Annotated in this window: 14 protein-coding genes; 6 read left to right on the top strand and 8 right to left on the bottom strand. The window is 60.3% G+C overall.

Going from position 1 to position 17,646, the window contains the following annotated elements; translation table 11 throughout:
• Positions 1-35: 35 nt before the first annotated feature.
• The 6 genes from F550_RS0100555 to ahcY form a co-directional block, all read right to left on the bottom strand.
• On the bottom strand, positions 36-2,480 hold the full coding sequence (locus tag F550_RS0100555) for a PAS domain-containing sensor histidine kinase (protein ID WP_018146568.1): 2,445 nt from the start codon (positions 2,478-2,480) through the stop codon (positions 36-38).
• Positions 2,481-2,579: 99 nt separating this feature from the next.
• The gene (locus tag F550_RS18275; RefSeq protein ID WP_083910880.1) at positions 2,580-4,385 is read right to left on the bottom strand and encodes a DUF2785 domain-containing protein; all 1,806 of its coding nucleotides are present in this window, start codon (positions 4,383-4,385) and stop codon (positions 2,580-2,582) included.
• 77 nt (positions 4,386-4,462) lie between these two features.
• Complete coding sequence (locus F550_RS0100540) at positions 4,463-4,729, bottom strand: DksA/TraR family C4-type zinc finger protein (RefSeq protein ID WP_018146566.1); 267 nt, start codon at positions 4,727-4,729, stop codon at positions 4,463-4,465.
• Positions 4,730-4,831: 102 nt separating this feature from the next.
• Positions 4,832-5,869, bottom strand: a complete 1,038-nt coding sequence (locus F550_RS0100535; RefSeq protein ID WP_018146565.1) for an SO2930 family diheme c-type cytochrome — start codon at positions 5,867-5,869, stop codon at positions 4,832-4,834.
• Positions 5,866-7,128 (bottom strand): parallel beta-helix domain-containing protein, encoded by a 1,263-nt coding sequence (locus F550_RS0100530; RefSeq protein ID WP_018146564.1) that lies wholly within the window; start codon positions 7,126-7,128, stop codon positions 5,866-5,868. Before F550_RS0100530 ends, F550_RS0100535 begins: the two co-directional genes overlap by 4 nt.
• A gap of 125 nt (positions 7,129-7,253) precedes the next feature.
• The gene (gene ahcY, locus F550_RS0100525; protein ID WP_018146563.1) at positions 7,254-8,648 is read right to left on the bottom strand and encodes an adenosylhomocysteinase; all 1,395 of its coding nucleotides are present in this window, start codon (positions 8,646-8,648) and stop codon (positions 7,254-7,256) included.
• Positions 8,649-8,798: 150 nt separating this feature from the next.
• Here ahcY and F550_RS16410 point away from each other — a divergent pair, with 150 nt between their 5' ends.
• A complete protein-coding gene (locus tag F550_RS16410; protein ID WP_018146562.1) occupies positions 8,799-9,380 on the top strand; it encodes a hypothetical protein in 582 nt (193 codons plus the stop codon).
• A 51-nt stretch (positions 9,381-9,431) separates the two neighbouring features.
• Here F550_RS16410 and F550_RS0100515 read toward each other — a convergent pair whose 3' ends face one another.
• Entirely contained in the window at positions 9,432-10,565 is a 1,134-nt protein-coding gene (locus tag F550_RS0100515) for a histidine kinase dimerization/phosphoacceptor domain -containing protein (protein ID WP_018146561.1), read from the bottom strand.
• Positions 10,566-10,737: 172 nt separating this feature from the next.
• Between F550_RS0100515 and polA the strand changes: the two genes are divergently transcribed.
• The 3 genes from polA to F550_RS16405 all read left to right on the top strand — a co-directional run bounded on the left by polA (position 10,738) and on the right by F550_RS16405 (position 15,809).
• On the top strand, positions 10,738-13,530 hold the full coding sequence (gene polA / locus F550_RS0100510) for a DNA polymerase I (protein WP_018146560.1): 2,793 nt from the start codon (positions 10,738-10,740) through the stop codon (positions 13,528-13,530).
• Positions 13,531-13,920, top strand: coding sequence for a hypothetical protein (locus F550_RS0100505; RefSeq protein ID WP_156807769.1), 390 nt, complete (start codon positions 13,531-13,533; stop codon positions 13,918-13,920).
• 1,118 nt (positions 13,921-15,038) lie between these two features.
• Positions 15,039-15,809 carry a GDSL-type esterase/lipase family protein gene (locus tag F550_RS16405; RefSeq protein WP_018146558.1) on the top strand — a complete coding sequence of 257 codons (771 nt, stop codon included), beginning with the start codon at positions 15,039-15,041 and terminating at the stop codon, positions 15,807-15,809.
• 27 nt (positions 15,810-15,836) lie between these two features.
• Here the strand turns inward: F550_RS16405 and F550_RS0100490 are convergent, their stop codons facing one another.
• Positions 15,837-16,322 carry a c-type cytochrome gene (locus F550_RS0100490; protein WP_018146557.1) on the bottom strand — a complete coding sequence of 162 codons (486 nt, stop codon included), beginning with the start codon at positions 16,320-16,322 and terminating at the stop codon, positions 15,837-15,839.
• A 28-nt stretch (positions 16,323-16,350) separates the two neighbouring features.
• Between F550_RS0100490 and F550_RS0100485 the strand changes: the two genes are divergently transcribed.
• Together F550_RS0100485 and F550_RS19465 are read left to right on the top strand one after the other, a co-directional pair.
• Positions 16,351-17,154, top strand: a complete 804-nt coding sequence (locus tag F550_RS0100485; protein WP_018146556.1) for a DUF948 domain-containing protein — start codon at positions 16,351-16,353, stop codon at positions 17,152-17,154.
• Between the two features lie 278 nt (positions 17,155-17,432).
• The gene (locus F550_RS19465) at positions 17,433-17,558 is read left to right on the top strand and encodes a hypothetical protein (RefSeq protein WP_018146555.1); all 126 of its coding nucleotides are present in this window, start codon (positions 17,433-17,435) and stop codon (positions 17,556-17,558) included.
• Positions 17,559-17,646: the final 88 nt, after the last annotated feature.

Raw genomic sequence — 17,646 nt, 5'->3', positions numbered from 1 at the left:
TCGGCGAATTGCCCTCGAGCAAGGCCAACCGTGCTTCAGGCAGAAGCGCGGGCTGGCGCGACGTCCCAGTCAGACTGACGGCTCAGAACCGCCGTGACAGGCAGCCAGCAAACGACTTCCGTTCCACCGCCCGGCACCGACTTGATGCCGACATTGCCGCCGTGCAGGTCGACGAAGTTCTTCACCAGCGCAAGCCCAAGGCCCGCGCCGCGCTGGTCCGATGAGGTAAAGCTGTCAAAGCTCGATGCCTGACGCTCCGCCTCGATGCCCTTGCCATTATCGCGCACAGACAGAATGGCCATATTGTCCACCCGGCTCGCCGAAACCGTGATTTCGCCGCCCGGCTCTGTAAAGCGCATAGAGTTGGAAAGCAGGTTGAACAAAACCTGCCTGATGCGGCGCTTGTCGGCATGAATCGTGCCGAGGCCCTCTTCAATCTCGGCATGGACGTGAACTTCGGTGTCGGACGCCTTGCCGATAATGAGATCGACGGTTTCCTGGACGATGTCTGCCAGTTTGAAATCTTCAAGATCAAGATCCATACGCCCGGCCTCGATCAGCGCGAGGTCGAGGATATTCTCAATCAGCTTGTTGAGATGGTCGGAGGCGGTCAGGATCGAATTCACATTGTCCATCTGACGCGAATTTAGTTCACCATTGGTTTCCGACTGCAAAAATTCTGCATAGCCAAGGATCGTCGTCAGCGGGGACCGCAGCTGATAGCTGACATTGCGCACAAATTCAGTCTTCAGCCTGTCGGCCGCCTCAAACGCTTCTGCACGGCCCCGCAAGGCGCCTTCTACCGCGCGCTGTGCAGTCTCATCGGCGAAGGCGATGAGCGTGTTCCCGTCCGGCAGCGGCTGGGTGATATAATGAAGCGTCGTGCCGTCGGACCGGTTCATTTCGCCTTCAGTGGTCCGGCGCGCATTTGCGGACGGGTCGGTGATATGGCCCTTGATCTCACCCCAGAGTGCCCGGTCGTTAAACAGCGGCAGGCACGCTTCGATCACATCGTCATAGTCTGGCGTGTTCTTCACGTCATTCGGGTCAAGCGTCCAGAGCGACTCAAACGACTTGTTGGACAGTTTGAGCCGACCGTCAGAGCCAAACACAGCAACAGCCTGGCGCAGGCTATCAAGCGTCGAGGTCTGCGTCTTGATCAGCGCATTGAACCGCGTCTGGAGGTCAAGCTCGCCGGTAATATCCTTGAACAGGAGCAAGAGCCCGCCCATCGGATGACGCTGGCGGGTGACCTGAAGGGTGCGCCCGTCAGGCAAAGACCATTTGTCTTCCTTGATGCCCGAAATCTCAAGATAATAGGAAAGCTCGTCGGCCCGCCATTTGGCGTATTCGGCCTGTGCCGGCAGCTTGCGGTCCTGGCGCAGCCTGTCGAGCAGTGCCCCATGGGCGGGGCTGTCGAGAAGGTAGCCTTCATCAAGGTCCCACATGTCGGAGAAAGCGCGATTGTAAAAAGTCAGCCGCCGGTCTGGACCGAATATGGCAACGCCATCTGCCACATGGTTCAGCGTCTCGTCATGTGCGCGCACATGACGGTTCAGCTCTTCGCGCGCCGTTTCCTGTTCGGACACATCGAACGCCATTGCGCCGGCCCCACCAGACAGTGGAAAGCTCAATATCCGCATGGACCGGCGCTCGCCATCGACCACCAGATTGCGGATCATGTCCACGTCCCGGCCTTCTGAGATCGTCTTGCGCAGCTGTTCATCGGCCTTGTCATCAAGCTTCAGCTGCTTGTCGAGCACACTGTCGAGAGACTTGCCGTCCACCGCCTCGATATAGGCACCGTTCGCCCATTGCAGCCTGCCAACACCGGACACCCGCCAGGCCGGGAAAGGTGACTTTCCAAGCATGTCGAGAAACGCTGTCGGGTCGCGTGCGATGATCTGGCGGGCTTCTTCGAGCTTTCCCCGCGCAGAGCTCTCTTCAAGTCCCTTGATGGTAGAGTCGGTAATCCAGACCACGGCCCGCGCTCCGGCGGTGCGGCCATCAGCTTCGAGAAAGCGTCCCGATGGCCCGATGAGCGTCAGCGAGAAAGGCTGGCCGTTTTCGCGTAACTCGCGCAGGCGCACGCGCAATGTCGTGTCCTTGCCGGCGCCGTCGCGCGCCTCAAGGTCGGCGATGCCCTCGATGATCCGGATGGAGGGGTCGTCCGAGACGGCGTCGTCGGTGAACTTCAGAAGCCCTGCGAGCGCCACGGGAGAGCCATGGATGTCCGGCGGCGCGATGTCGTCATCTTCGTCCTCCAGCTCATCGCCCTGCCAGACGAGGATCACACCTGGATGCGCGCCCAGCACCGATTTCAGCTCAGCCAGACCTGTCTCTGCATCAGCGGCCTTGTCGCGGTATTTGCGCGCTGCCCCGCGCGCCCCGTCAGAGGTGCGAAGCGCCCACAGGATGAAGGCCAGCCCGAGCGCTAGCGCGCCGGCAGAAATAATCAGAGAGACGTTCTCGCCAGTCATCCTCGTCCTTCAATCGAATCGCAGGGCCAACAAGGCCTATTTCAATAGTTAACCGAATGCCCCTTGCGCGTTAAGTCCGGGTTAACGCCAAGGTAACCCTCAAGGCACGGTCCTGAGAAGGTGCATTGTGCCAGGCTGCAGCGCATCGAGCGCGCCAGACTGCGCCGCGTTTGCTGACAGTAAGAGCGCCGCCCCGAAGGCCCGCAGATTGTGGCGCCTTGCAAGTCCTTCTCCTGACGTAAAAACTTCGTCCCAGCTTGTCAGTGGTGCCGGGTCGGCCAGCGCCTCCATCCACCCTGTCAGCTGGCGCTCATTCAATAGCTCGCGCTGGGTCAGAAAAAGAAGCGGCCGGGCAAGCCGTCGTGGCTCATCAAAGATAAAGGCCGGTGCCTCATGCGTGCCGATCGCGTCATAGACAGCTCGCGCAATCACCTGCGCCTCGCCTTTGCCAATCTTCTCATTGAGGCTGAGCTGCATCAGAAGATCAGCGCCATGTGCCACGCCGTGCCTCCAGCCTTCACCGTCAACAAAACCACGGTAGTCGCGCACGCCGCTGACATAGGACGCGCCCGCAGAGAGGAGCGTGCGCCGTTCGCCATTGCTCATCCACGGCGACATCCTGTCCGTGCGGGCGACCTCTGAAAGCGCCAGTGCGGCGAACGGTCTGGAGAACCCGAGCGGATCACCTGCCTCATCGGCGAGCCGCTCCAGAAGCAGCTCTTTCAGGGCGCGAAGCTCTGCCTTGCCCGCGCCGTCGCTGCGCAGGATGTGACTGATCCCGCCATAGGCGACTCCGTCGCGGAGCACAGGGTCCGGGTCGCCAAGACAGCCCTCCAGCATGGTCAGATAGCCAGCCACTTCTTTCTCATTCTCGATGGGAAACTCGCTCTCCTTCCAGCGGATCAGCGCGTCACGCGTCCAGCCTTCGGGAATACAGGCGCCCGCCTTACGCATGTCATCGCTGCGCCGCGCGGTGTCTGAACTGGCCGCATCCATAGCCGCCAGCAGCAGCGGCGCCGGCAATGGCCTGCCATCGCCAACATCGGACGCCTTCCACAGACAGTCCGGATTGATGCCCAGCACATAATCGGTCAGCCAGTGGATCTTGGACACGGCGACATCGCCTTCAAAGCCTTGGGGCGCTGCTTCGCGCGCCTCGACATAAGCGGCCAGATAGCGCGATGCTGTCGGGATATACGACCAATGCCAGCGCTCTGGCTCATAGCCAGCTTCCCTGCGGCCATCACGGGCTGAATAGACCTCGCAGAACCCGTATTCAGCCGCATGCGCTTTCATCCAGTCATAGACGCGCTTGCCCTCGACCGTGTCGAACCAGGCATTGTTGAGCGCATTGAGGTCGATGTCGGTGCCCCAGTGATGCCGGGACGTTCCCGGCATGGCGCTGTAGCGCATGATATCGATGGCAAGCTCGCGCGGCTCTGACCAGCGGGCGTCCTTGCGGTGCTCTCGCCATTTGCCTTCCCAGATCGCCCGCTGATGATCAAAGGAGCGAAAGGCCGATATGATGACAAGCTCCACCCCGTCACGCAGTGCAGCCTCGCGCATCCGGCCATAGGCCTCCAGCGTGTTGTACTCGGCATACATGCCAGCGCGTGTCGCCCAGTGTTCCGGAACCTCCCAAAAGACGTCATAAGGGTCGATGTCCCCGCGCAGGACACGGGTTTTGTCTGGATAGTCTTCGGGGAGCTTCAGTTTCGGCCGGCCAAGCCAGGCCGTTATGGATGACAGAACCGGCCCGGTCTCATCTGTCGACGCCTTGCCATCATCAGCTCCTGCGTATACGTCTTCAGCGGACGTGTTGTCCTGCGACTTGGAAGGCAAGGCGAGCAACAGGAAAAGACCGGCCACAGCCAGCATTTTACAGCGCAGAGATGTCGTGCGCATCGATCTGCACTCCCCGGTCCCTTTCGCCCATCATGCTTACGAACAGGGGCGCGGGCAAGCCGGTCGGCTCACACGGATTATTTTAGCTGGCTGTCCTTGGATCCGCGCCTGTTTATGCCACCGCGGCGCGCCTGCTCGGCGTCCATTTCCTGCTGGCAGTCGACGCAGAAACGCACGCCCGCAACCAGCTTGCGCCGTTTTTCGGGGATCGGCTCTCCGCATTCGAGACAATGGATCAGGCTCTCGCCCGCAGGACGATTGGCCTGTATCCGCGCCAGCTCGTCGCGGATCGAATCGTCGATCTGATCCTGTACTGCGCCATCGCGCGACCATCCGCCTGCCATGGAAATCTCCTGTCATACCGTCTCTTTACAACAGACAGGCAGGGCGGGCGTTCCCGTTGCAATGCGCTAGGCAGGCACTCGGGGCCATTCCGGCTGGGCCTCTTAGTCCATACCTGCAATCCATTCGCGAACCAGCTCGACGCCGTCGCCGTCGATCAGTGCGCGTCCGAGTTCAGGCATCGCAATGCCGGCTTCGTCGGAATTCATCCGATAGGTCAGGATCGAGGCCTCCGGCGCCCCGGGCGCAACGACATAGATCGCATCGCCGGACCCACGCCCTGCCGCCGTCGGATGCTTGCCAATGCCAATCTTCACCGGATCGGACACCTCCCAGCCAAGCCATAACCCGGAATTCGACGCCGAGCCTTCTGCGCGGTGGCAGTGGGCGCAATTGATATCGAGATAGGCCCGCGCCCTTTCAGGCACGCTGAGCGACGCATCGGTAATGTCGGGCACGGCAGGCACATCGCCGGGCACGCCAGTCAGCATGCCTCGCGCACTCCAGTCTTCGATCTGGTTCACGCCAGCCGGCCCCTGATGATTGAGGTTGCGCGCCTTCGGTCCGATCGGCTCGATCGCGTCGCCCATCTGATGGCAGGTCTTGCACTGGTTCTGGTTCGGCACGCGGTAGTCGATCTCGACCGCCTCCCCCGCAGGATCGATGAAGGCGAGCTCCAGCCATGCCCCGGCAGGCGAATAGCGCGCCTCGGTCTCTTCCTCATTCCAGACATAGGGGTAGGCGGCCCAGCCATCGGCCTTGCGTATGAGTAGCCGCGTCTCGCGGTAGCGTTCGCCGACGTCCGGCGCGCGCATGTCGGGGGCAAAGGCAAACGTCTTCACCAGCACGGTGCCGACGGGAAACTCCATCACTTCATCCGCGCGGTAGTCTGCCGCCTTGCCGTCGGGCACATAGACCAGCCGGTGCTTGCTCGCATGATCGGAAAAAAGCGGATTGATCAGGTCATAAGGCACGACGCCCTGGGCCGGCTGGCGCGCCGACGCATCTGTGAACAAGCCGTATTCAGCCAGCGTCCGCGCAGGCGCTTCGGCCAGCACCACATCCATATCCGGCCCCGCCGCCTGATGCTGCCCGCAAGCAGACAGCATCATGACAAGAACGGCGAGAAACGCAGCCCTCATTCGGTGCGGGAGAGGACGATGCCCGGCATCGCGCCAATGGACTCGCCACCCGGGCGGTCCATGCTTGGCGCTGCGGCAGAGACATCGATCGGGTAGCTTCCAAGACCCAAATTCACGTACCCGACACTCTCTGGCTCATCGATGAAGATGTTGATCTCACTGTTCTCTTCATCGCCCCAACGGGTCACCCCATCCCAGACGATCGGTGGCAGCTTCCCGCCCATGATCGACGCAAACTGCGCAAGGTCGCCCTGAGGGTTTTCACCGCTTCCGTCATATGTGTTGCCGGTGATCTCAACATTCCGCGGCAGCGGGTTGTAGTCCTCATCGCTGAATTCCTGCGAATAGGCCGTAATCAGGATGTCCGCGGTCTGGTTGTTTTCAAACCGGTTATCCTTCACCAGAACTTTGTCGTTCGCCATGATGATTACCCCGGTGCCGGACGGCACGCCCGCGACGATATTTCCGGGCGGCGCAAAATTGCGGGTATTGTTGTTCTGGATCGCATTATTGCGGACGATCGTCGAGTTGCCGCCCATCACCGGCAGGTCGGGAAGATCAAAAACGAGAATACCGCCGGTATTGTTGCTGACGACATTGCCGTTCACCAGCGCATTGGTTGAGTTTTCGATCTCGATCCCGGCCACATTGTACTCGGCGATATTGTCCCGGACGACGATATTGTCCGACTGGCCGACATAGATCCCCGCATCCGAGGCGCCTCTTACATAGCTCGCCTCGACCAGCACCTCAGAGCTTTCGACAGGATAGATGCCATAGGCGCCGCTCGCCTCGTCTGGATCACCAAGCCATTCGACCTTGATATTACGGTAAATAATGCGATCGGCGCCCTTCGACTTGATGCCGTCGCCCTTGGTTTCCTGGATCGTGAAATCGGACAGGGTCACATCGTCGGACGTCACCAGCAGGCCTTCGCCCGACCCGCGCTGCTGGGAAAAGTTCAAGATTGTCTGCGCTTGTGAGGCCCCGCGAAGGGTGACGCCGTGGACGTCCAGCGTCAGGCCATCCGTCATTTCGAACGTCCCGGCCGGCATGACGATCGTGCTGCCTTCTTCGGCAAGGATCAGCGCAGTTTGCAGACGCTCCTGAAAATCTGCGCCAGCTTCGAGCGTCGGCGCCGGTGCGTCGGCCTCGGCGACACTGCTTCCCGGTTCGGCCCCATCGGCGACCGTCTCGTCGGCGCCGCCGCAGGCTGCCAGGACGCTGATGCTCGCCGCTGCGATCAAAAGATTGCGCATAAATGTTTCCTCACAAATGATTTGGCCTTCATTCTCAGGGCTTCTGCACGTTTCGGCAACCCGGCATGAAAAAAGGGCGCCGGAATTCTCCGGCGCCCTCTCATTCAATTCGATGTGCGACAGGCCTAGTAGCGGTAATGCTCAGGCTTGTACGGGCCTTCCTGCGTCACGCCGATATAGTCAGCCTGCTCTTCTGAAAGCTCGGTGAGGCCGACATTCAGCTTCTGCAGGTGAAGACGCGCGACCTTCTCATCGAGATGCTTCGGCAGCGTGTAGACCGAGTTCTTGTACTCGCCGTCATTCTTGTGAAGCGCGATCTGGGCCAGCGTCTGGTTGGTGAACGAGGCTGACATCACAAAGCTCGGGTGTCCCGTGGCATTGCCGAGGTTCACGAGGCGGCCTTCCGACAGCAGGATGATCCGCTTGCCATCCGGGAAGGTGATCATGTCGACCTGTGGCTTGATGTTTGTCCACTGGAAGTTTTTCAGGCCTTCGACCTGAATTTCATTGTCGAAGTGGCCGATATTACAGACGATCGACATGTCCTTCATGGCGCGCATGTGATCGACGGTCAGGATGTCCTTGTTGCCGGTCGCGGTGACGAAGATGTCGGCTTTAGACGCCATGTCGTCGAGCGTCTGGACGTCAAACCCGTCCATTGCCGCCTGAAGGGCACAGATCGGATCGATTTCAGAGACTGTGACGCGCGCGCCAGCACCTGCCAGCGACGCTGCCGAGCCCTTGCCGACGTCGCCATAACCCGCAACGAAAGCAGTCTTGCCCGCCATCATGACGTCGGTGCCGCGGCGGATCGCGTCGACCAGCGATTCCTTACAGCCATACTTGTTGTCGAACTTCGACTTGGTGACACTGTCGTTGACGTTGATCGCCGGGAAAGGCAGCTCGCCCTTCTTTTCCAGCTGATAAAGCCGGTTCACGCCGGTCGTCGTCTCTTCGGAGACGCCCTTGATGCCAGCCTTGATGCGGGCGAACCAGCCCGGGGTTTCCTTGATGCGCTTCTTGATCTGCTTGAAGAGGGCAATCTCTTCGTCCGACTTTGGATTATCCAGAATGGACGGGTCTTTCTCGGCTTTCTCGCCGATGATCAGATACATGGTCGCATCGCCGCCATCATCGAGGATGAGGTTGACGGTCTTGCCATCCGGCCATTCGAAGATCTTGTCGCAGAAGTCCCAATACTCTTCCAGCGTCTCACCCTTGTGGGCGAAGACCGGCGTGCCGGCATCGGCGATTGCGGCGGCAGCATGGTCCTGCGTCGAATAGATGTTGCACGATGCCCAGCGCACTTCTGCGCCCAGCGCTTCGAGCGTCTGGATCAGCACGGCGGTCTGAATGGTCATGTGCAGCGACCCGGCAATGCGTGCGCCTTTCAGCGGCTGCTCGTCGCCATACTCTTCGCGTGCAGCCATCAGGCCCGGCATTTCGGTTTCCGCAATGGTGATTTCGATCCGGCCATAATCAGCCTGGGAGATGTCTGCGACGGCGTAGTCATTAGCCATATCAATGTTCCTTTATACGTTTATATGAGCCTCCTAACCCACCCCTACGTAAGGATCAAGCATATCAGTCCCACTTCTGACGCATTCCTGTTGTGGTAATTCTGCAACGCTTGCACTAACTTCATCCATGTCCGGTGAATTGGAGACTTTATGCCCCGCATCTTGACCCTCGGCCTGATCACAGCAGCCTTCGCCCTACCGGCCATCGCGCAGGACATCGAGCCAGAGCACATCCAGGAAGCCAGCGCGGAAGAAGACGAGATTGTCCGCCTGCCAGCATCTGGCGAAGTGCGCAGCGAACGTGACCGTAAAAGGCTTCAGGCCGACCGGCTGAAAGCGGGCGGCGGCCTGCTCGCCTCCTTTGACAGCGATAAAAACGGCCGCATCAGCCGCATCGAACTGACCAACGGCATTGAAGCAGCCTTCGAAGCGGCCGATGCGAACGCCGACGGAGAGCTGACCGCACTTGAACAACAGGCCTGGGCGCAGAACCTGCCGACCCGCGACAACTCCCTGGCGAACCCCGTCCGCTTCGACCCGAATCTCGATCGCCGGGTCAGCCTGGCCGAGTTCAGCGCCGTCATCACCAATCTCTGGTCTGATTATCGCGGCGAGGACAGCAAGGAGCTTCGCATCGCATCGCTTCGCGCACCGGAGGAAGAGAAGAAGAACCGCTTCCCCGACTTCCTCGATGGTGAGCTTGGATCGCGCGTCGGCTCCACCGACTTCTAGTCAAATGCCAGGTCGTTCAACTTGGCCAGGGTCTGGATGCTAGCGGCCGGCTTAATGCGTTCTCGCATGCGCCGGGATTGCCAGTTCAAGTGTATAGCCCTCGGAAGACGAGCTTCGCACAATCGTCGCCCCGATCCGCGAAGCCGCTGACTCCACGATTCTCGTCCCAAGCCCGGTGTTCCGAGGCTTTCGGCCAGCGACCTCTTTCTGGCTGGACTGATCAGCATTCTCGCCAATGCCATTGTCTGCGCATCGGATCACCAGATCGTCCCCGGAGCCCTGCGCCTCGATGGTAACGTGGCCTTCCCGGTGGCCCGGAAAACCGTGCTTGACCGAATTGGCAACAAACTCGCTTACGATAATGCCGACGGCGCCAGCCACTTCCGATTTAACTTCGGCTTTGGCTGTCCGCAGTTCGATCGAGACCCGCTCAGGCAGACTATCGCGGAGATATTCGACCAGGTCCTCGAGGTAGCCATCCAGGGGCACGACCTGCCCATCAGCTGATTTGTGCAGGGCGCCATGCAGGGCGGAAACCGCCTCAATCTTGCTGGCGACGGAATTCAGAACCGTAGCCGCGTCCATCTCGCCTTTCTTGAACTGGTTCGTATACACGCGAACGTATGAGGCGACCGTCTGCAACGAGTTCTTCACCCGGTGGTCCATCTCATTGCGCAGAATCTCGTGCTCGCGCAGCGCTAGCTTGAGGTCGAGCTCCCGCATCACCCGGCGGGCAAGTATCCCCAGAGCTTCTTTCTGGAATTCAGTCAGCCTTCGCGGTTTGTGATCAAGAACACAAAGCGTCCCGAGCGGCAGGCCGTTCTTGGGTTTCAGCAGGTAACCCGCATAAAACCGTAGCCCCCCTTCCGGCGCCAGACAAAGCTCATTGTCCGCCGTGCGTGGGTCCTGGAGTGTGTCGGGAATTTCGACATAGTCGGACTCGAGGATCACATGCGAGCAGATTGAGGTTGGCAGCGGGGTTTCTCGCGTACCCAGGCCAACTTCCGCCTTGAACCATTGTCGATGCTCGTCAATCATGTTGATGACCGAAATCGGCGTCTCACAGATTTTCGACGCAAGTTCGACGATCTCGTCAAAGTCTTGCTCACGCGGCGTGTCGAGGATTTCGTAGCGTTGCAGCGTTGCTATACGCTGGCGCTGTAGAGGATGAGGCTGCGCGGACATATTTTTCTACGTTCTGACTTCGCTGAATTCCATAATTTTCGCGCGTCTACCACGCATTGATGCCGTAGCACCATATACGTGGCGTCAGCCCTGCTGCATTGCGGTGCCCGGTTGCCCCTACCACAACACGGTCTGGATCGCTAAACAATCGAGCTCAACAAGGATTCTGCCCATGCCAACCGCACCGATCAATGAAGACAGCCACCTCTACCTGATCGATGCGAGCGCATACATCTTCCGCGCTTTCCACGCCCTGCCCCCGCTCAGCCGCGCCAGTGATGGCCTGCCGGTCGGCGCGGTCGCAGGCTTTTCCAACATGCTCTGGAAACTGCTGGAAGAGCTGAAGGGCGATGAGCGCCCGACCCATTTCGCCTGCATCTTCGACAAGGGTAGCTACACCTTCCGCAATGACCTCTACCCCGACTACAAGGCCAACCGGGATGAGCCGCCAGAAGACCTCCGCCCGCAATTCCCGCTGGTACGCGAAGCGTCCATCGCCTTTGCCTGTCATGCGCTGGAAATCGAAGGCTATGAGGCCGACGACCTGATCGCCACCTATGCCCGCCAGGCCGCCGCAAAAGGCGCGCGCGTCACAATCGTCTCGTCCGATAAGGACCTCATGCAGCTGGTGACCGACAAGATCACCATGCTTGACACGATGAAGAACAAGACGCTCGGCATTGATGAGGTCTATGAGAAATTCGGCGTCGGGCCGGAGCTTGTCGTCGACGTCCAGTCGCTCGCAGGCGACAGCACCGATAATGTCCCCGGCGCCCCCGGCATTGGCGTGAAGACCGCCGCCCAGCTGCTCGGTGAATATGGCAGCGTGGAAACGCTTCTGGAACGCGCCGAAGAGATCAAACAGCCCAAGCGCCGCCAGACCCTGATCGATTTCGCCGATCAGGTCCGCATCTCCAAAAAACTCGTCCAGCTTGACGAAAACGTGCCCGTCACCGTCCCCGTCGAAGACCTCGCCGTCTGTGACCCGGACCCGAAGACCCTCATCGACTTTCTCGAGAAGATGGAGTTCCGCACCATCACAAGGCGCGTCCGCGAAACGTTCGAGGCTGACGGCGTCATCGAGGAAACCACCGCTGGCGATATCGGTTTTGACCGCGAGGCCTATACCTGCATCCGCGACTTCAAGACCCTCGAGGACTGGATCGCCCGCGCCCAGGAGGCGGGCGTGATCGGTGTCGACTGCGAGACCAACAGCCTCGACTGCCAGACCTGTGACCTGGTCGGCGTCTCCATCGCCATCGCCCCGAACGAGGCCGCCTACATCCCGCTTGCCCATATCGACCCGGACCATTCAGGCGGCGATGACATGTTCGACGCCGCCCCGCCGCGTCAGGTCCGCAAGGAAGACGCGCTCGCCGCGCTCAAACCCCTCCTCGAAGACCCTGCCGTCCTGAAAGTCGGCCAGAACTTCAAATATGACCTCACCGTCTTCCGCCGCAATGGCATCGAGGTCGCCCCGGTCGATGACACGATGCTTATCTCTTTCGCCCTGCATGCCGGCATGCATGGCCACGGCATGGATGAGCTCTCGGAACGCTATTTCAGCCACTCGCCCATCCCCTTCAAGGAAGTGTGCGGCTCGGGCCAGAAACAGATCACCTTTGACCGCGTCCCCCTCGACAAGGCGACCGAATACGCGGCCGAGGATGCCGACGTCACCCTCCGCCTCTGGACCTATCTCAAGCCCTATCTCCACAAGGAGAAGGTCACCACCGTCTATGAAACGCTGGATCGCCCACTCATCCCGGTGCTGGCCGACATGGAGCGCCACGGCATCAAGGTGGACCGCGACTTTCTCTCGCGCCTCTCGGCAGATTTCCAGCAGCGCATGGCAGGCTATGAAGACGCCGCCTACAAGTCCGCAGGCACAGAGTTCAATATGGGCTCGCCCAAACAGCTGGGTGAAATCCTGTTCGGAGCGATGGGTCTGCCCGGCGGCAAGAAGACGAAATCCGGCGCATGGTCGACCGATGCCAGCCAGCTTGAAACCCTCGCCGCCGAAGGCCACGAACTGCCCCAGATCATCCTCGACTGGCGCACCCTCTCAAAGCTCCGCTCGACCTATACCGAGGCGCTTCAGGACGCGATCAACCCGAACACCAAACGCGTCCACACCTCCTACTCCATGGCAGGCGCGCAGACGGGGCGTCTCTCATCGACAGACCCGAACCTGCAGAACATCCCGATCCGCACCGAGGAGGGCCGCAAGATCCGCGAAGCCTTCATCGCCGACGAAGGCAACGTCATTATCAGCGCCGACTATAGCCAGATTGAGCTTCGCCTCCTCGCCCATATCGCAAACATCGACGCGCTGAAGACCGCCTTCAATGAAGGCCTCGACATCCACGCCATGACGGCCAGCGAGATGTTCGACACGCCCATCGAAGGCATGGACCCGATGGTCCGCCGCCGGGCAAAAGCGATCAATTTCGGCATCATCTACGGCATCTCTGCCTTCGGCCTCGCCAACCAGCTCGGCATCGATCGCGGCGAGGCGTCCGACTATATCAAGGCCTACTTCCAGAAATTCCCCGGCATCCGCAAATACATGGATGAGACCAAGGAATTCGCGAAGGATAACCTCTACGTCCAGACCGCCTTTGGCCGAAAGCTGCATCTGAAAGACATGAACTCAAAGAACGGCGCCATGCGCGCCTTCTCGGAACGCCAGGCCATCAATGCCCCCATCCAGGGCTCTGCCGCCGACATCATCAAACGCGCCATGATCGAAATGCCGGGCGCGCTGGCGGCCAAGAAGCTCGACGCAAAGATGCTACTGCAGGTCCACGACGAACTCGTCTTCGAATGCCCAGAGGATCAAGCCGAAGACACCATCGCCGTCATCCGCCGCGTCATGCAAAAAGCGCCGCTTCCGGCGTTGGACCTCTCCGTCCCGCTGGACGTCGATGCGAACGCCGCGAAGACATGGGCGGAGGCGCATTAGGTGAGCTGGAAAAGCCTTCTCATTGCGATGGCACTAGGGGGGCTTTTGAGCGAGCAATTGGCAATTGCGCAATCTCAATCGCAACGGCATCCACAGCCGCAGTTGATAACTGAGATGGACGGACTGCTGCAGTCCAAGTCTTCGATGATGCGCCGCATCAAAGCGTGGTTTCCCGATGCCTATGCAGACTTTGTCGAGCAACTTGCATCTAGCGGTGAAGTACCTTCTGAGACCGCAATCATGGAAATGGCAAACCAACTTGTCTCAAGAATTCGGCGCGATAAGGCCGACTTTATCAGACAGGCTTCAGACGGTCAGCTGAAGAGCCTGGTGCGAGCAGACCAGCTTATGCATGAAACCGTATTGGAAAAATATGGGCCGGTCACCTGAGCAGAATTTGCCCTCAGCGGTGTAAATTCGCTGACTAGGGAGCAAGCCGTGGGCATCCGGTACGTCCTTCGGATGCGCGGAAATTTGATGCTGGACGCAATTCGCGGAGGCCTGCAATCAAATAAATCTCTGGCTGAACCCTCGCCCCAGGATTGGCGATCTTCTGATCGACTATTGGTACTCCATAGGGGGAAGCGAGGCGAAGCTTGAGGCACTAACCGACAGGCAAAACGTATCGCCCGATCTGTGCGAGCTATCCATAAGCTTTTCCGATGCGATACACGAACTACCCGGTGAACCGGGGCAACGCATCAGGGCTGAGATCGCTGTTGAAGCCGCTCGGGACTGACGTCTAATCGACAGATCGCAGACCTTGCCATTCAGCCATGTCTGGGCATTCCGAACAAACTCCACCCTCCCGAAGACCCCTGTGTAGGCAGGGGTCCATGGTGGTAAATTTCGAATTTTTGCTGAGCTGTGAAGGAGCGCTATGGATACCTGCCTGCGCAGGTATCTCCGGAACGGTGTGGATAGAGCGCTAACACTCGCATCCCGCGTCACCCTCGATGGCGAAGCCATCTGAGGGTCCAGCTCCGGCGCACTCAATTTCGCGCGAACACCAATGGCCGAAGACGGACGCTCAGACCGCGGGCGCGGTCAAGCGTGACGCAAGATTGAGAACGCCCACTAAACCTTCCCCTCTCCCGCGGGAGAGGGGCCAGGGGTGAGGGGGACTGCCCTTGCGATATGGGCCTTGGCCAGCAGCGATGTCCCGGCCCTCGCCTGCTCTGAGAATGAGGCATCACTGCCGCCCCCGGCCAATTCTGCAGATGCCGCTCCCCCTCATCCCCGGCCCTTCTCCCAAGGGAGAAGGGAGAACGATAGCTCACCCCTCTTCCGGCACCTGCATCGTCTCAAGATTCGCCAGCAGCGCGTCGATCTGCTGCGGCTCGAACTGCCAGTACACCGTGCGCGGGGATGAGCGACCCTCTCGGAAAGCGCTCATCCTGAGCGAAGTCGAAGGACGAGCGCCGGTACGAACCCCCTCCGTTCCACTTGACCTCCCGGCCGGGGCCGCGAACAGTCGCGTAAAACAGACACAAGAGGGAACGCGAACCATGAAACACAACGCAAAGATCTGGCTAACCGTTTGCCTTGGAAGCGCAGCCTTGCTGGCCGGGTGTCAGTCCACTGGCGAGACGCCCGCTGAAGAAACGACCACCACGACCACCTCCGCCGCCCTCCCAATCGCCTCACCAATCGCGCTCACCCGCAGCTCGCCATTCGTATCGGAGATGTACAATTTCCTCGTCCAGGACGAAGTGATGCCGCCCACCGCTTGCAGCACGGTGTTTACGGGCAGCTCCAGCATCCGGTTCTGGTTTACGCTCGAAGAGGATTTCCCTGAGCTCGATGCCGTCAATCGCGGTTTTGGCGGTTCAGGCATCGCGCATGCGACCGCGTATTTCGACCTTCTGCTTACCCCGCATCAGCCGCGCGAGATCGTCTTCTATTCTGGCGAAAATGACGTGAGCGCGGGCGCGAGCCCCAATGATATCCTGGCATCCTTCCAGACCTTTCTCGACAAGAAAACGGCAGCGCTCGGCGACACACCCGTCTATTTCGTCTCGATCAAACCCTCGATCGCGCGGCTCGGCCAGCTTGAGACCCAGACCGCCGCGAACCGTCTCATCGCGGACTATGCCGCGACCCGCGATGACCTGACATATATCGACATCACCGAACCGATGATGGACGGCGACACGCCGAAGGACCTCTTCATCAGCGACCGCTTGCATATGAATGCGGCAGGCTATGACATCTGGACGAAGATCATCTCCGATGCGCTAGCCGACCCGGGCCGCCCATCGGCCAAGGATTGCACATAGAACACCCGCCTCGGCGCGGCCTGTTCCTCACCCTTCTTCGGGCACCTGCACCGTCTCGAGATAGGCCAGCAGCGCGTCGATCTGCTGCGGCTCGAACTGCCATTGCGGCATTTCCGGGTGGGCAACCATGATGCCTTCCGCCAGCGGCTCAGCGAGAACCTCGACCGGATAGTGCCAGGAGATCTGCCGGAACGGCATGGCTTCGTGGTGGGCGCTCTCGCCCGTCAGGCCGATGGCGTGGCATCCGGCGCAGAGGCTCTCGGCAATCGCCTCGCCCTGCCCGACAAGCTCACTCTCCGGTGCGCTCACCGATGCCGTGTCGACACGCGCAGCGTCCACCCGCTCGGGGGCGGCCAGTGTTGGAGAGGTCATTTCCTCTCCGGTCCCGCAGGCAGCCACCGGCCAGAAGCCAACCGCCAGAAACACCATCGTCCGCCAACCTGTCATCATGCGCTCATCCCTTCGCTTCTGCCATTGTTCGCCATCCTGATCCGCCTCGGCCCGGCTGTCCATCAGGGATAACCCTGACCTTGGCACTGGCATGGACATGAGCCGCGCGGCCAAGCCGGTCCGCCGCGAACCAGACCCCCCGCACACCCGGAATGCCTTACTGCCAACGGGCAGCGGGGCTATTCCGGAGCCCGGCACGGCCCCCGCCCCACTTGACGCGAACGTCCTTAACGCGAAGAAACACTGCGGTGAAAATGTCCGGGGGGACGAGATGGAGCTACTGCAACACTATTGGGTCAATCTGACAGAGGCGCAGGCCTCTCTCGTTTCAACGGCCGTGCTGATCGTGGCGGGCGGGCTTGGCGTCCTGTTTGGCGCGGCGCTCTTTGGCGGCCGAGTCAAAAACCTCAAATCTGCGCTCGAAGCCTCCAATGAGGTCATCCAGAAACACCAGCAAGAGGCCAAGGCACAGCTGGAAGCGATGGAAGAGCAGATGAGCGCCACGCTCGGCGCTGTCAGCCAGTTGCGCTCCAGCGTGTTCGACCTTCGCTCCGATGTTGAGGAAAAGGTCACGGACGCTGCCGGCCAGAGACGCCAGACCTTCAAGAACCACTGGTATGCCATCCGTGATGAGCTACAGCGCCGCGCCTCCGATCCCCGTATCCACGGCAAGACGCGCACCCGTTATGCTGGCTATTCCAACAGCCAGATCAGTGCCCTCCTCCAGGCGATGGAAACCGACGGCAACCTCTATAGCCGCGAGGCCAAAGCCTATCGAGACGCGCAGGATCTCTGGACCTGGCACCGCAATGGCAGGCCGAACATGAATGAAGGCGACGTGCAGAAAATGCGCGAACTTGCCATCGAACTGGTCCCCGATTACCGGCCCGACTGAAGAGGCTTGAGGCGCTCGCAACGCTCCACCTGCGAAACGTCATCGTCATCCCGGAATTTACGCCAGAAAATCTCTGGGGCCCAGCTCGCCCCGCGCATATTCCCATTGCATTCGCGCTCAACCGTCGCGATATCTAGTGAACGCCGTTTGCGGCACACGTCACACCAGAATCCGCAAAGCCTATCCGGCGCTGTCCCTGCCTGATCGACCATTCCGGTCGCCGGCCCACAGGGGCAAACCGCAGCGCTGACAGGCCTGCAACCGAAGTGACCCACTCCATGTCCAAACAACAGAAATCGAACCGCGAAGTCCGCAAGCCTAAAAAGGAAAAGGTGAAGACAAACGCATCCAATCCGTCGCTCAAAACCGGCGTCATGAATGCCTTCGACCAGCGCAAGAAATAGGTCGACGGCTTTTCAGGTGACCCGACGCGAGACCGGGCAGCCACGAGGCGGTCACCCGCCGCACCGTAGCGCCCGCCTCGCTGATGCG

Origin of the sequence: Henriciella marina DSM 19595 (assembly GCF_000376805.1) — a bacterium.
In the GTDB taxonomy this organism is placed as follows: Bacteria; Pseudomonadota; Alphaproteobacteria; order Caulobacterales; family Hyphomonadaceae; genus Henriciella; species Henriciella marina.
Note: the sequence above shows the minus strand (reverse complement) of the source record. Positions and strands in the feature narration are given on the sequence as shown.